This is a genomic window from Priestia sp. 10L35 (genome assembly GCF_056395685.1).
In genome coordinates this window covers 53,989-68,481 of record NZ_JBFTKA010000001.1, presented here as the reverse complement: position 1 = coordinate 68,481, position 14,493 = coordinate 53,989, and the positions used below count along the sequence as shown (strand labels likewise).

The 14,493-nt window shown below is 38.1% G+C and carries 14 protein-coding genes; 5 read left to right on the top strand and 9 right to left on the bottom strand.

Going from position 1 to position 14,493, the window contains the following annotated elements; all coding sequences use genetic code 11:
- Positions 1-71: 71 nt before the first annotated feature.
- Positions 72-383, top strand: coding sequence for a PepSY domain-containing protein (locus tag AC1DEF_RS00360; RefSeq protein WP_025750689.1), 312 nt, complete (start codon positions 72-74; stop codon positions 381-383).
- On the opposite strand, the gene AC1DEF_RS00355 is transcribed toward AC1DEF_RS00360, so the two are convergent.
- Both AC1DEF_RS00355 and trmB read right to left on the bottom strand, forming a co-directional pair.
- Positions 352-1,209, bottom strand: a complete 858-nt coding sequence (locus AC1DEF_RS00355) for a YtnP family quorum-quenching lactonase (protein ID WP_097824693.1) — start codon at positions 1,207-1,209, stop codon at positions 352-354. The two genes, AC1DEF_RS00360 and AC1DEF_RS00355, sit on opposite strands and share 32 nt — an antisense overlap.
- Positions 1,210-1,284: 75 nt before the next feature.
- Positions 1,285-1,935 carry a tRNA (guanosine(46)-N7)-methyltransferase TrmB gene (gene trmB / locus AC1DEF_RS00350; RefSeq protein WP_013059509.1) on the bottom strand — a complete coding sequence of 217 codons (651 nt, stop codon included), beginning with the start codon at positions 1,933-1,935 and terminating at the stop codon, positions 1,285-1,287.
- A gap of 127 nt (positions 1,936-2,062) precedes the next feature.
- Here trmB and AC1DEF_RS00345 point away from each other — a divergent pair, with 127 nt between their 5' ends.
- Complete coding sequence (locus AC1DEF_RS00345) at positions 2,063-2,341, top strand: YtzH-like family protein (protein WP_013059510.1); 279 nt, start codon at positions 2,063-2,065, stop codon at positions 2,339-2,341.
- Between the two features lie 6 nt (positions 2,342-2,347).
- On the opposite strand, the gene AC1DEF_RS00340 is transcribed toward AC1DEF_RS00345, so the two are convergent.
- The 4 genes from AC1DEF_RS00340 to thpR form a co-directional block, all read right to left on the bottom strand.
- Positions 2,348-3,142: a phosphotransferase family protein gene (locus AC1DEF_RS00340; RefSeq protein ID WP_028410490.1), complete on the bottom strand. Its 795-nt coding sequence runs from the start codon at positions 3,140-3,142 to the stop codon at positions 2,348-2,350.
- A gap of 191 nt (positions 3,143-3,333) precedes the next feature.
- Entirely contained in the window at positions 3,334-5,475 is a 2,142-nt protein-coding gene (gene pulA / locus AC1DEF_RS00335) for a type I pullulanase (RefSeq protein WP_097824694.1), read from the bottom strand.
- A 92-nt stretch (positions 5,476-5,567) separates the two neighbouring features.
- Positions 5,568-6,494, bottom strand: coding sequence for a hypothetical protein (locus AC1DEF_RS00330; RefSeq protein WP_097824695.1), 927 nt, complete (start codon positions 6,492-6,494; stop codon positions 5,568-5,570).
- A gap of 135 nt (positions 6,495-6,629) precedes the next feature.
- On the bottom strand, positions 6,630-7,184 hold the full coding sequence (gene thpR / locus AC1DEF_RS00325; protein WP_097824696.1) for an RNA 2',3'-cyclic phosphodiesterase: 555 nt from the start codon (positions 7,182-7,184) through the stop codon (positions 6,630-6,632).
- A gap of 190 nt (positions 7,185-7,374) precedes the next feature.
- Between thpR and cysK the strand changes: the two genes are divergently transcribed.
- Positions 7,375-8,307: a cysteine synthase A gene (gene cysK, locus AC1DEF_RS00320; protein WP_097824697.1), complete on the top strand. Its 933-nt coding sequence runs from the start codon at positions 7,375-7,377 to the stop codon at positions 8,305-8,307.
- A 32-nt stretch (positions 8,308-8,339) separates the two neighbouring features.
- On the opposite strand, the gene pepV is transcribed toward cysK, so the two are convergent.
- Positions 8,340-9,743, bottom strand: coding sequence for a dipeptidase PepV (gene pepV / locus AC1DEF_RS00315; RefSeq protein WP_097824698.1), 1,404 nt, complete (start codon positions 9,741-9,743; stop codon positions 8,340-8,342).
- Positions 9,744-10,151: 408 nt separating this feature from the next.
- Here pepV and AC1DEF_RS00310 point away from each other — a divergent pair, with 408 nt between their 5' ends.
- Positions 10,152-10,373: a DeoR family transcriptional regulator gene (locus AC1DEF_RS00310; protein ID WP_013059517.1), complete on the top strand. Its 222-nt coding sequence runs from the start codon at positions 10,152-10,154 to the stop codon at positions 10,371-10,373.
- 223 nt (positions 10,374-10,596) lie between these two features.
- Here the strand turns inward: AC1DEF_RS00310 and AC1DEF_RS00305 are convergent, their stop codons facing one another.
- Together AC1DEF_RS00305 and AC1DEF_RS00300 are read right to left on the bottom strand one after the other, a co-directional pair.
- Complete coding sequence (locus tag AC1DEF_RS00305; protein ID WP_097824699.1) at positions 10,597-11,313, bottom strand: pseudouridine synthase; 717 nt, start codon at positions 11,311-11,313, stop codon at positions 10,597-10,599.
- 51 nt (positions 11,314-11,364) lie between these two features.
- A complete protein-coding gene (locus AC1DEF_RS00300) occupies positions 11,365-13,008 on the bottom strand; it encodes a putative polysaccharide biosynthesis protein (RefSeq protein ID WP_097824700.1) in 1,644 nt (547 codons plus the stop codon).
- A 211-nt stretch (positions 13,009-13,219) separates the two neighbouring features.
- On the opposite strand from AC1DEF_RS00300, the gene AC1DEF_RS00295 reads away from it, so the two are divergent.
- Positions 13,220-14,491, top strand: coding sequence for a BaiN/RdsA family NAD(P)/FAD-dependent oxidoreductase (locus AC1DEF_RS00295; protein ID WP_097824701.1), 1,272 nt, complete (start codon positions 13,220-13,222; stop codon positions 14,489-14,491).
- Positions 14,492-14,493 lie beyond the last annotated feature (2 nt).

Sequence of the window (14,493 nt, the reverse complement as noted above, 5' to 3'; positions counted from 1 at the left end):
CTCAACTTAACAAAGCATTCGACAATTTGATATAATGATGAAAACATATCCTTAAAAAGCAGGTGAATAATGTGAAATGGACTCAACTAATAGCAGGAGCTGCAGTCGGATTTGCAAGCGCTTATATTCTTCAAAAAAGAAAGTCGTCGATTTCCTCATCGGAAGCCCTTACGATTGTTAAAAGCGCTTTTAAACAAAATGGGGCAATCGATGGCTCATGGATTGAAACAACGACTAAAGTCATTCAAAAACATGGTCTCTCTTTTTATGGTTATACAGGTGGAATTATCAGAACACGTGATGCAAAACAGGAACATTACGAGTTTTTCATTGATAAAAAAAGCGGTTCTATTATTGAATTGACGCTGAATGCACCCGTTTAATTTCGTCAACTATTTCTCCTTTGTTATCCCATTTTACAGCTCGATAAAAAGCATCATGATAAAAACTTAGCCAAGCTTGATTCTCATAGGCATAAGCTAGCCACTGCTGCTTTTGTTCAATCGAAGTCATTGGATAATCATCATATGCCATTACCCATAAGACATTTTGATGTGCATGTGTTGGCAAAAGATCGCCCATGTGCACTAAGATGTCATTGTTTCCTTTTAATACAACTACAGCATGACCATCGCTGTGACCGCCGGTATGATGAACCGTTACTCCAGGCACAATTTCATCTTTATCGCTAAATGTTGTTACTTGATGCTGAATAAATTCCCAATTTTGTTTCCAATACGTATTTTTAGAACGTATATTAGGATTTCTCATTTCATTCCACTCGATCTCACTAACAAAGACTTCTGCATTTGGAAAAGCAGAGGAAAAATGTCCGTTGCTGCATTTTGTTAAGCCTGACACATGATCAAAGTGAAGATGCGTCATAATGACATGAGTAATATCTTCGCACGTAAACCCTAACTTTTGTAAATCTTCAGCAATAAATGATTCTTCTGTTACACCAAAATGACGCTTTTTTTTCTCATCCAACATACCATTCCCTATACCCCCATCAATTAACATGAGGTGTTTTTCAGTTTGAACGAGCAAAGGATCAGTCCTCATTGGAATTCGATTTCCTTCTGAGATAGGATATTTTTTTGTCCAAAGCTCTTTTGGAACAACACCAAACATTGCTCCTCCGTCTAAATGATTATTCCCTCCACGAAGCCATGTCACTTTTAATTCGCCTATTGTTAACGTTTCCATTTTACACCTCCATTATATTCCTTTTTATTTTATCACTATCTCCTTCTCTTTTTGAACAAAAAAAGACTGAGGAACTCAGTCTTTTTCGTTCAGGTATTTTACTTCACAGCGGTAAATACGGCTGCCTTTTTGTGAAAATTTCTCTTCATATTCCGTCATAACATTGCCTTCAAAATCGCTTTTATGCAAATCTAAGCTAATGTATTTGAGAAGAAGCCCATATTCTGAAAAGCTTGTCAATGAATATTCAAATAGACCTTGATTATCTGTTTTAAAGTGAATTTCTCCACCATCAACCAGCAGGTTTTCGTACATGCTTAAGAACGTTTTGTATGTTAAACGGCGTTTGGCATGTCTCTTTTTTGGCCATGGATCAGAGAAATTGAGATAAACGCGATCCACGTCATTTTTTGCAAAAAACTCACTAAGGTGGTTAGCATCTACATTCAACAGCTTTAAATTTGGAAGCTCTTCTTCAATCAATCGTTCTAGAGCACTTAAGATGACACTTTCATACATTTCAATTCCAATATAGTTGATATGCGGATTTTGTTTAGCCATCCCTACTAAAAATTGGCCTTTTCCTGTTCCTACTTCAATATGAAGAGGATTTTCGTTTCCAAAAACCTCTTTCCAGTTCCCTTTATACTCTGCTGGGTTTGGAACCACGTATTGGGGATTTTCAGCAATTTTATCTTTTGCCCAAGGTTTGTTTCGTAATCTCATGTTGCACCTCTTTAATGTATTTTGACGCATTGAAAATGTCGGTTATTCGAAACAACCGACATTCTCATGCATAATTGTGTTTAGATAGAAAAAAATAAGAGCATCATACAGGAAAGGATGATGCTTAATGCCTTTAAATGCCGAACACCAAATGAATATATTAAAAGATATTTTATCTAATCATCAAAGTGATTGCTGCGGAACGGTTGCGGAATGTGAACAGGTTGAACGTTTAATTCAATCAATGTTAGCAAAAGGATACGCTAGCACAGACGTACAAGCAACACTACAAAACGTGTATAAATACACGCAAGATGCAAAAAGTGCTGCTCATTTAGACGAACATATTCAAACCAATCAACAAAATTTATCACAATGGGTCCAAGAACTATCTACCTTGTCATAATCTTTGCTACTGTGCTTGAATGTCGTTGACGAGCAACATCCGAAGATATTCAAGCCAGTAGTTCATTTCAGAATGTTCATTTTTCGAACGATGCCATTCAATGAATAAAATGGTTTGACTTATCACATACCACTTCATTCTCTTTTTCAAGTTCTCGGTTAGTTCAACTCCATAATGCTCAAGCCATTCTTCCCACTGAGATGGATTGATGTACCAATAAAGCAATAAACCTAAATCAATAGCAGGATCTGCAATCATCGCTCCGTCCCAGTCGATTAAATATAGCTGCGTATTCTCTCCAAGCATCCAGTTATTGTGGTTCACATCACAGTGACACACAACATATTTATCTGTCTGAACGGACGGAAGCTCTGCTTGTAAATAACTGATTCCCTGCTCTACAATACTTTCTTTTTGAAGTCGCTCGTCCACATTCTCTACAATATCGGCTAGCACGTCTTCGGGAAGAAGCGGTGTTTTCCCCAACCTTTTCAACATATCTAATAACTCGTTTGAATGATGAATTTTACTAAGCAATTCTGTCACTCGACTCGAATTCATATCTTTTGGTTTTAATTCTCGACCATCTAGCCAGTGCTGAGCTGTGATCACATCTCCATTTTCCATTCGTCTTGTCCACACGAGCTTCGGTACGATTCCTTCAGCTGACAATACTGCTAAAAAAGGTGATGAATTACGCTTTAAAAAAAGCTTTCGGTCTTGAAATTTTGCAAAATAAGCTTCTCCTGTCGCTCCGCCAGCAGGAGTAATTTCCCATTCGCTTCCTAATATATCTTCCAACCAATTCACCTTCAATTTCAACACACACATTTCGTTTAAAAATTTCACTCAATAAAGCAATCTATTAAGACATCATGACGTTATTTTCTTAGTAAATAAAAAAGACGGCTATTGAGGATATGTATCAATAGCCATCCTTTATAAATATTATCTCCATCATACTTTTTTCGTCAAGTGGTTGAAGACAATAATTACGTTTGAAATAAAATAAGAACGCTAAGCTTTGAAACGTTTATAGCATTATCCTCTATAGTAGGATACCCATTTTTATATACTTTACAATGATCAAGTGCTATTTTCCATGGTCCTTCTGGCAAAACTACTTTTTCTTCCATTAGGCCTTGATTAAAAAACACAATAATATTCTTCCACGGACCGTAAGCCAATACGTTTGATAAGCAATAGCCAATAACGGATTGCGGCGTATTTAGGAAAGAAACATGCTGCCTAATCGCTGAAGCATCTCCCAAGCGAAATGCACCGTGCTGTTTGCGAATACGAATCAGCTCTTGAACCCAATTCACATCAGGAGAAAATTTGATCCGTCGATTCCAATCAAGTGCATTAATATCATCGGGTGAATTATAGCTGTTCTCTACGCCTTGTTTAGTGCGGTAAAACTCTTGACCACTATGAAGAAACGGTATGCCTTGCGAAAGAAGTACAATAGCAGTAGCAAGGCGGTGACGACTTCTACGAATGTCTTCGTCTTCTTCTCCATTTGAATTCGTTAACTTATCCCACAGCGTATGATTATCATGTGATTCAACGTAATTAACTGATTGTGCTGGATTTATAAATAAAGCCCGGCTGTCTTCTTTATCCAGAATGCTCCCCGCTATCACAGATTGCACGGTCTCTTTTTGATAAATATTTCCGCTGATAAAACCTTTTTCATATACATCAAACGTGCTTCCTTTTACAGAATCTCGAAAGCGATCATTAAAATAGCCGATTTGAGGCGTTTGGCGGGCATTCGCCATAATTGCTTTTTGATTATAGGGGAGAGGAGTATTTAAATCCCAGCCTTCGCCAAACACCAAAATAGTAGAATCAATTTCATTTATTTTGTCCCGAATGATGTTCATCGTTTCTATATCTAAAATCCCCATGAGGTCAAAGCGAAGCCCATCAACGTCGTACTCTTTTATCCAAAACAATACTGAATCGATAATAAACTTTTGCGCCATTTTCCGTTCAGAAGCAAAATCATTTCCTACTCCCGTCCCGTTCGAAGGCATCCCAAACTCATCATGTCGAAAATAATAGCCCGGAACAATTTTTTCAAAAGGTGATTCCTCTCGTACAAATACGTGATTATAAACTACATCTATAATAACACGGAATCCCTGTTGATGAAGTGTTGATATTAATTGTTTCACTTCAGCAATACGAGTGGCAGGATTTGAAGGGTCAGTGGAGTAGCTTCCTTCTGGTACATTAAACAACAATGGATTATACCCCCAATTATAAGAAGCATGAGGGTTTAATTCATCTACTCCGCCAAAATCGTTAATAGGAAGAAATTCAAGGTGGGTCACTCCTAGCTCTTTTAAATAATGAAGACCTGTTGTTTTGCCTGGCTGCCCGCTTGATTCAGTAACAGCTAGGTACGTGCCCTTTTTTTCTATCCCGCTTGAAGGATGAATAGAAAAGTCGCGAACGTGCATTTCGTAAATAACGGCATCCGTTGACTGAAGGAAAGGTGGCTTTTCATGGGGATAAACATAGGCTGTATGAAGATTTATCAGAACTCCGTATTCACTATTTGCTGTAGCTGCAACGGTATAAGGATCCACCGCTTCATTTGTCCGGCCGTTTACATCTATTAAAAATCGATAATAATACCCTTCTTTATCTAAGGGAAGTTTCTTTTCCCATACGCCTTTTCTTTGACGAGCCATGACGTACAGTTCTTCTTTGCCGCTGTTTGCATGTATTAATTTTAAAATCACTGCTGATGCAGTCGGGGCCCAAATTTTTATCATAATATGATCTGAATAAAAGGCTGCACCCAAATCATTTTGATTATAATAAAATCTCTCATCAAACTCTTTGGTTCGTATAACGGCCCCTACCTGCAGCGGAACTTTCTCTCCGTAATTATCACAGATAACGTACGACTGTCCAATTTCTATGCTACCTTCAACCTTGCCTTCATATTTGATAAAACCTTCTAATTCATGTACGTTTTCAATAGAGATGGTCTCATGCATTTGTGTACTTTTAATCACAAAAAAATCAATTTGACCTTCATGATAAGAAGTTGGAACTAAAAGAGTAATACGATCTATTTGATCTAAATAAGCTTGAAACTTATTATCACCAGTCATCCTTTTCTCCTCCTTATGCCAATTACCTCTTTAGTAGCATTATATGTAGTAAACGCAAAAACGAAAGCACTTTCATAGCGTTAATGTTCGTATTATTCACCTGCTTCGAATTCCCGGTCAAAATAAATACTCTGGCTGTGTTCGAGCAATACTTGAGCTGCTTTCATCTGCTTAAACTTTAAAGGTGCTTTAGATTTCCTAAGTTCATAAAACCATTCTTCATACTTTCTAGCATCTACAAATTCAACCTGATAAGGCTCCGCAGCGTAATCAATGTATCCATTTCTGCTCAGTAATATTTTCTTTACGTTATGTTCAATATCGTGAATACGATAGATGCTTCGGACAATTTGCTCCGTTCGATTTAACCCAATTAAAGGATTTAATATCTTTTTTTGATCTCTTCCTCTTAACTCTGTCCAAAAATTTTCTTTTGAATACTGAAAAACAGCACTTTTATATGTTTCTATTAAACAAATACAGAGGGTTTCCGTTGGAGTAACAATAATAATATCTCCTTCTACCGGAGCTTTATTAATCAGGAAAACAGGCTTGTACATCACGAGACATGTATCAGGAAGGCGCTGAATAAAATAACGGAGAGCTTCATCATGGTAATATTTACGATCTGCTTGTGAGAACTCAAATAAAGTGGATGTAGCCCATTTCATTTGAAGATCAAATACATTTTCTAAAAACAATATTTTCAAGTCTTCCGCTGTTTGTGGAAGAGTTGTAAACCTCAATAGCTCTTGATTTTCCACGCTATCGCTAGAGAACGCTTCTTCCACTTCACACGTTTCTTTTTTTCTTGTAAACCGCTCTTTTGCTTTTTGCAAAAATGAACGTTGAGCTTTTGTTTCTTCTTGTACAGGCGGCTCATGTAATAGCCCTTCTTCAAATAATTGCTTTGCTTTCTTCCAATTATGCTTTTTTAAGTGATTAAACTGAGACGTATAGTGATAAACGTCTTTTTCATAACGGGAAATATAATCTTGCACCTTAAGTAGCTGCGCCACGTTTACATCAATCCCCTAATTAAAATTCCTCTAAAACTTTGTTCGCCGATGATTTCTCTATTATCATCGGCGTTTTCTTTCCTTTGATAAGAGCGATTTTTAAATAACCTCTCTCCATGCTTGTATGTTCATATGCTACTGTGACTGCAAGGAAAAAGATAGTATTTTTTTATATTTAGGTTTGCTAGCAGGATGAACTTCAAAAAGGGCAAATGAACTTACTTGAAACTGTTCTTCAATCGACGTTTGCTTTAACTGTTCTTCCAAAAGTCCGGCTTCCCCTCCCCACTTCTTTGCAATCGTAATATGAGGACGATAAGGACGTTTTTCGTATAAGCCGCTTAGATCTTCCCATACGGCCTGTATATCCCTTTGCAGATTCATAAGCTTATCATTTGGCCTAAGGCTTACATAAAGCACTCTAGGCTTGTTATACGCACCGAACACATCGTACTGACCTGTCTGCAGCGAAAAACTTGAATGACGGGAGGCTACTTCTTTTAAGCGCGTAATCAGCTTTTCCTTTTTGTCATCTAAAAACCCTAAAAATTGTAGCGTTATATGATAATCGTCAGGGTATGTCCATTGTTTGAAAGGAAAAGGTATTAATTCCTTTGCCCAATTTTCTGCCTGATGTGCAATGGATACAGGCACGTTGATTCCAATAAAATAATGTTTATCGCCTTTCATCAAATCGCTCCTTTTCTTTTTATTATCTTTCCCCAATTGGTTATGTTCAAAAAGAGCTAGATCTATTTTAAAGGTTTTTTCGGATGAAATAGAGAGGTTTTTCTGAAAATTTGTCATGTGCTTAAAAAATAAGAATTTGTGTTATCATAGAAACAATACAGAGAATTTTTATAAGAAAAGGATGAGAATAATGAAAGTTGTTAACAATATGGCTGATTTGATTGGCGAAACACCTCTTGTTAAGTTGAATCGTCTTCAACCTGCAGATGGAGCATCCGTTTACTTAAAACTAGAATTTTTTAATCCAAGCCGTAGTGTAAAAGACCGTGCTGCTTTTAATATGATCGTGGAAGCTGAAAAAGCAGGCTTCCTCAATGAAAATTCTACTATTATTGAACCAACGAGCGGAAATACAGGTATTGGCTTAGCAATGAATGCAGCGGCAAGAGGTTATCGTTCTATTTTAGTTATGCCAGATACCATGACTCAAGAACGAATTAACTTGTTAAAAGCATATGGTGCTGAAGTTGTTCTAACACCGGGCGATGAGAAAATGCCTGGAGCAATTCGCAAGGCAGAAGAGCTTACAAAAGAAATTCCAAATGCATTTATGCCCATGCAGTTTGAAAATAATGCAAACCCTGACGCTCATCGAAAAACGACTGCTAAAGAAATTATCGAGGCAATGAACGAGTTAGGCAAAGACTTATCTGCTTTTGTTGCTACTGCTGGAACAGGCGGAACGATTACAGGAACTGGTGAAGTACTAAGAGAAAACTACCCAAATATGACCGTTCATGTTGTGGAACCAGCTGGGTCTCCTGTATTATCTGGAGGAAGACCTGGGAAGCACAAGCTTGTAGGAACAAGCCCTGGATTTATTCCTGATACGCTTAATGTAGATGTTTACGACGAAATTTTAAAAATTAAAGATGAACAAGCCTACGATATTACGCGACGCTTGGCTTCTGAAGAAGGAATTTTAGTCGGTCCTTCATCTGGCGCTGCGTGCTATGCTGCTATCGAGGTAGCCAAAAAATTATCTCCTGATCAAGTGGTCGTATGTATTGCTTGCGATACAGGTGAACGTTATTTATCAAGCGACCTATTCTCATTTGAATAATAAAAAAGCGAACGCAAAGGCGTTCGCTTTTTTTATTTAGCTAATTCGTAAATAGCCTGTGCATAAATAGCTGTTGCACGAAGTAAATCTTCAATTACCATGTACTCGTCTTTTTCGTGCGCTACTTCTTCACGGCCTGGGAAAAGAGGTCCAAATGCCACCCCCGCTTCCAATGCTCTGGCATACGTTCCTCCTCCAATTGAAATAAGTGTAGGTTCTTCATTTGTTTGTTCTTGGTAAACCTTTTGAAGCGTTTGAATAAGCTCATGTTTTTGATCGACATGATGTGGTTTAGAATCTGTAAAATGTTTGATGGTCATTTGATAAGATTCACTTTTTTCTGTAATCGTATCAATAATGTCGTCAATATGAGCTGATACAGGATAGCGAATGTTTAAACCAAAGTGCCCCGCTTCTTCTTGATTGTAAGACATGATTCCAACATTTATCGTTAAATCACCCGTGACCTCATCTTTGCGATTTAAGCCCATTTTTTCTCCTAGTGCATCTTGAACTAAATACGCATTTGCATAACCTACAAACTGATTAGCTTGTTCATCAAGTTCTAATGTGTGTAAAAAGCGAAGAAGCGTAAGTCCAGCATTTCTCCCTTTATCAGGCACACTGCCATGTGCTGAAACGCCTTCTAAAGTAAGTGTGTATACACCGCTCTTTTCTGTTATTGAACCTTTTAAAGACTGATCCTTTAAAAATTGATCATATTTATTTTTAATATCCGTTTCACTATGGAATTCAAGAACAGCTGTTGCAAGATCAGGAACCATATTGTAGCGTCGCCCAGAGACAAATGATGTAAGCTGAACGCTTCCCTTTGTTCCTTCAATTGGCTGCTGGCGAATTTCTACGTCTGTAATGCCTTTTTCAGCAAAAATGATAGGAAAATCCGCATCGGGCGCAAACCCCATAGTTGGCATCTCTTCATGATTGAAGTAGTGGTCCACACATCTCCAGTCACTTTCTTCATCCGTTCCAATGATCATTCGAACCCGTTTAGATAGAGGAAGCCCTAAATCTTTCACAATTTTCATCGCATAATAAGCAGCCATCGTCGGGCCTTTGTCATCGATTGCTCCTCTAGCAAAAATTTTCCCGTCTTTTATTTCACCGCCGTATGGATCAACCGACCACCCGTCTCCTTCAGGAACAACGTCTACGTGACAAAGAATGCCAAGAAGTTCTTTCCCTTCTCCTGCTTCAATATGACCAGCATATCCGTCTACGTTCTTGACGGAAAACCCGTCATTTTTTCCTTTATTTAAAAGAAAGTCAAGCGCTTGAGCAATTCCAGGTCCAAATGGCTCTTCTTGTTTTTCTGTGCTTGTCAAAACACTTTTAATTTGTAGAAAACGCTGCGTCTCAGCTAGAATTTCAGCTTCTCTTTTTTGAACTTCCTCTTTCCAATTAATTGCCGTCATCTGTTTGTCTCCTTTTCCTGCTTTTACAGATTGTATCTATCATTACTATTGGTAAATTTAACTTTATCATACCTTTATATAGAAAGAAATAATTGTCTCTTTCCTTTCATATCAAAGGTTTACAGAGGCAAAATTCCGGGAAATAAATTGTAGGCACAATCGATAAAAACGGATTCTATTTGTTTATTGTTTACATATACTATAAAAAATGTGCAAATAGAGGAAGGAGATGTTACGAAAGGATTACATATTTATATCATTTTTTGTAAATATTGTGTTAATTTGCGTTTTCTCTTTTATTTTTCTGTCGATTTTGTGTACAATAAGGATAAGGACTGAAATAGTGCTTGACATCTCAGAGTTATAAAGAAGTTGTGCCTTACGAAAAACGAATAAGGAAGTGGTTTTTTGAAACCTTCAACTAATCGAATGCTAACTCGTATCAAATCGGTCTATATGTTCATTTGTAAAAATGGAACAGTTACAACGCAAGAGCTCGTAGACGAATTTGGTATTACACCAAGAACCATTCAGCGTGACTTGAATGTGTTAGCATATAATGATTTAGTTCGCAGCCCAAGTCGCGGTACATGGACGACTACGCAAAAGAAGGTCAAGATGTCATCCTAGTAAGTTTATTTCAAGGGTAGTAAGTGATTTATATATAGAGATAAAATTCTACGCAGTAGAAAGTCAAGACTTGGACGAGTGCATAGTCCCCCGCTCCATTTGCACGTCAAGCAGAGTTGGTACTCGTTTAAGTGCTTTAACGTGAAATGTTTCACTTGTCTAACAAAGTGGACAAAAAAAAGGAACCATTTTAGACTTAGGTTCCTTTTTCTTTCGCCTCTTCTTAGGCATTTGAGTTTTGCAATAAAGCTAGTTCTTCTTCCGTTAACTCCCTATACTCTCCTAAATCTAACGACTCGTCTAATAGCAAAGCTCCCATAGATAAACGTTTTAAATACGTTACTTTTTTTCCTCTTGCTTCAAACATACGCTTCACTTGATGAAATTTTCCTTCAACGATCGTTAATTCAATTTCTGATTCCACACCGCTTGTTAGTATCTTTAACTCTGCTGATTTTGTTACATATCCATCATCAAGAGTGACACCTTGCCTAAATGCTTCAGCATCTTCTTCAGTCACCGGTGCATTAATTTTTGCAAAATACGTTTTAGGAACGTGCTTTTTAGGAGATAGCAGCTGATGTGCAAGCTGACCGTCATTCGTCAGCAGCAAGAGCCCTTCTGTATCTTTATCTAAACGCCCTACCGGAAATGGGTTATACACAGCATCATCAAGTTCAAGCAAGTCCAAAACTGTTTCATGAAGAGAATCTTCTGTCGCTGATATGACGCCTTGCGGCTTATGAAGCATAAAGTAAACAAATTCTCGGTAAGAAACGGCTTCGCCATGCACAGTTATTTCTTGTTCATCTGGATTAACGTGGACCTTAGCATCTTTAACTGCTGTACCGTCTACCTTAACAGCCCCAGTCTTTAAAAGACCTTTAACTTCTTTTCGGCTTCCGTACCCAATGGTAGAAAGCAATTTATCCAAACGCATGTAATATCCTCCTCTTTTTTGAAAAGAAGATGACTCTAACGAGTCATCTTCTTAGGCACTGCGCTGTTTATTTCGGCGCAGTATCTTTCGTTCAATTGCACCTGTTACCCTCGCTCCCATTACTTTTTCAAGCAGGCTTGTACGATAGGTAATAATAAAGTAAATAAGGCCGCCTACTGCTGCTCCTATAATCGTAATAACAGTGGCAGAGAATCGTCCTGGCGTTGTAAACAGGCCAATCACTGCTGCGACAATTTTTACGCTGATTCCCATAATCGCAACAAAAATGAGAATAAGCACAGAGCGTTTTATAAACTCACTGTAGTTATATTTTGCGTGTTTTTGAATAAGCGCAAACATATAAACAAGAGATACGATATAGCCTAGTGCAGTCGCTAAAACTGAACCAATCTCGTGGAACATAAGAATAAATGGAACGTTCAAGACAATTTTCACAATCAATCCAAATAATAGACTTAAAACAGCATATTTTTGTTTGTTGATTCCTTGTAAAATAGCTCCATTCACCGTAAAAAATGAGAACAATAAAGCTACCGGTGCATAGTAAAGCAAGACATTCCCACCCGCATCCGATGCATCTGTTCCAAAGAAAAACGTATAGGCTGGGCCAGCTAAAGCCATTAATCCTACAGATGCTGGCAGCACAAGAAACATAATCGTTTGATATGTTTGGTCAATTTGCTTTTGCAGCACGTTATAATCTTTATTCACAAAGGAACGTGTAATCGTTGGTACAAGAGTCAAACCGAACGCAGTAGCTAATGAAACGGGAATCATCACAAGCTTTGGAACATAAGACTGAACAATTCCGTTCATTGACTCTGCTATTTCTTTTTGTCCAGCCGCTACCATTGCACGGTTAAATGTGAATTGGTCCACATACTGATAAAGCGGAATAGCCAAGCTGACAAAGACATATGGCAATGAATACGTAAGCAGCTCTTTAAAAATGGATACGGTAGAAATACGCGTAGGCGTTACCGTCTGCTCGTTCACCATTTTATCAAGATAAGGCTTTCGTTTTTTCCAGTACCAAATCAATACAGCCAGTCCAGCAAGAGCTCCTACAAAAGCCCCCATCGTAGCAAATCCAACGGCTAATGCAAGACTCCCGTGGACAACTTTGATGACGATATAGGTAGATGCCAATAAAAAGACAACCCGCACAAGCTGTTCAACTACTTGTGAAACAGCTGTTGGTCCCATAGACTGGTGACCTTGGAAAAATCCTCGCATTAAACTCATCATCGGTACTACAATTAACGCAACACTAACCATTCGCATAACCATTACTACATCTTCTAAGGAGTTATTTAAATCAGAACCTCCCAGTGTAATTCTAGACATAACAGGAGCTAACGAATATAAAAGTAAAAATGCAAGTATTCCTGTGACAAGCATTAATTTCATGCCGGCCCGGTACATTCTTCTACTCGTATAGTAATCACCGAGTGCATTATATTTTGATACAAATTTCGATACGGCCATTGGCATACCGGCTGTAGCAATACTTAAATAAATAGCATATTGGTTATATCCGTAACCAAACAGTGCTCCCCCTACGGTTCCAACAAGGATCGCAAATGGAAATAAATAAATCATTCCCAAGATTCGGGATACATAGGTGCCAAGCGTCAGCACAAAGGTCCCTCTTAACAATTTTGAATCAGACATACGTTTGCCTCCGATACTTAATGTTACATACTGATAATAATGATAGAATTGAAAAGAAGCAAGTGACAGTATACACTAAGAAAGGTCTTATACTCACTCGCACTCGTCAACAAACTAAAAAAACAAAGACTATAGCCCATTTTATCCAATGTTGAGAGATTTGTCAGTGAACAAACTAAAATTTTTTAAGAATAGACAGGTTGGTGAAAGTATGATATATGATGTAGTCGTAATCGGAGGAGGACCTTCTGGTTTGATGGCATCGATTGCAGCTGGTGAGTCAGGTGCAAACGTATTATTAATTGATAAAGGCAATAAACTTGGACGAAAGCTTGCCATTTCTGGAGGCGGACGCTGTAATGTGACAAACCGTCTTCCCATTGATGAACTTATTAAACACATTCCAGGAAACGGACGCTTTTTATACAGTGCGTTTTCTGTTTTTAATAACGAAGATATCATCTCTTATTTTGAAGGCCTTGGAATTAAATTAAAAGAAGAAGATCACGGCCGTATGTTTCCGGTCAGCAATAAAGCGCAATCTGTTGTTGACGCATTAATTAGCGAACTTCACCGTCTTCGCGTGACAATTCGCACAAACACAGCCGTTAAACGCGTAAACTATGAGAACAACACCGTGAAAGAAGTTGTGCTTCAAAACGGGGAAGCAATCCAAACGAAAAGCGTTGTGATTGCAGTAGGTGGAAAATCAGTACCTCATACAGGTTCGACAGGAGACGGTTATCAATGGGCAAAAGATGCGGGGCATAAAATTACTGAGCTTTACCCAACAGAAGTTCCTATTACATCTAGCGAACACTTTATTAAAACCAAAACGCTTCAAGGTCTATCGCTTCGCAATGTAGGACTAAGCGTGCTTAATAAAAAAGGCAAGCCTGTCATTACTCATCAAATGGATATGATTTTCACTCACTTTGGCATCTCTGGCCCTGCCGCTCTTCGCTGCAGCCAATATGTTGTTAAAGAGTTAAAGAAACAAAAAAGCAACACTGTTCAAATGTCTCTTGATTTATTTCCTAGCCAAAACGAAGAAGATATTTTTCAACAATTAGTCAAAACAACAAAAGAAGAACCGAAAAAAGCAATTAAAAATGTCTTAAAAGGTTTTGTATCTGAACGTTATCTATTGTTTTTACTCGAGCAGGCAGGCATTGATAGCCAAGCGCTAGCAGGACAGCTTCAGCATGAGAAACTGAGAGAATTTGCAAGACTGTGCAAACGATTTGAATTTGCTGTAAACGGCACGCTTTCTTTAGAAAAAGCATTCGTCACAGGAGGCGGCGTATCTGTTAAAGAAATTCACCCAAAAGAAATGTCTTCGAAATTTATGCAAGGCCTTTACTTCTGCGGGGAAATTCTTGATATCCATGGATACACTGGAGGATACAATATCACTTCTGCTCTTGTAACAGGCCGTTTGGCTGGAAGTAATGCAGGAGAATTTGCAACAAGCCTAGCATAATA

What these genes read in the sequence shown, in the direction of transcription:
- thpR (WP_097824696.1), bottom strand. Translation starts at nt 7,184, where the DNA reads ATGAAAGGCGATAAACATTATTTTATTGGAATCAACGTGCCTGTATCC.
- AC1DEF_RS00305 (WP_097824699.1), bottom strand. Translation starts at nt 11,313, where the DNA reads ATGCGTTTGGATAAATTGCTTTCTACCATTGGGTACGGAAGCCGAAAA.
- pepV (WP_097824698.1), bottom strand. Translation starts at nt 9,743, where the DNA reads ATGACGGCAATTAATTGGAAAGAGGAAGTTCAAAAAAGAGAAGCTGAA.
- AC1DEF_RS00345 (WP_013059510.1), top strand. Translation starts at nt 2,063, where the DNA reads ATGCCTTTAAATGCCGAACACCAAATGAATATATTAAAAGATATTTTA.
- AC1DEF_RS00300 (WP_097824700.1), bottom strand. Translation starts at nt 13,008, where the DNA reads ATGTCTGATTCAAAATTGTTAAGAGGGACCTTTGTGCTGACGCTTGGC.
- pulA (WP_097824694.1), bottom strand. Translation starts at nt 5,475, where the DNA reads ATGACTGGTGATAATAAGTTTCAAGCTTATTTAGATCAAATAGATCGT.
- trmB (WP_013059509.1), bottom strand. Translation starts at nt 1,935, where the DNA reads ATGAGATTACGAAACAAACCTTGGGCAAAAGATAAAATTGCTGAAAAT.
- AC1DEF_RS00295 (WP_097824701.1), top strand. Translation starts at nt 13,220, where the DNA reads ATGATATATGATGTAGTCGTAATCGGAGGAGGACCTTCTGGTTTGATG.
- AC1DEF_RS00355 (WP_097824693.1), bottom strand. Translation starts at nt 1,209, where the DNA reads ATGGAAACGTTAACAATAGGCGAATTAAAAGTGACATGGCTTCGTGGA.
- cysK (WP_097824697.1), top strand. Translation starts at nt 7,375, where the DNA reads ATGAAAGTTGTTAACAATATGGCTGATTTGATTGGCGAAACACCTCTT.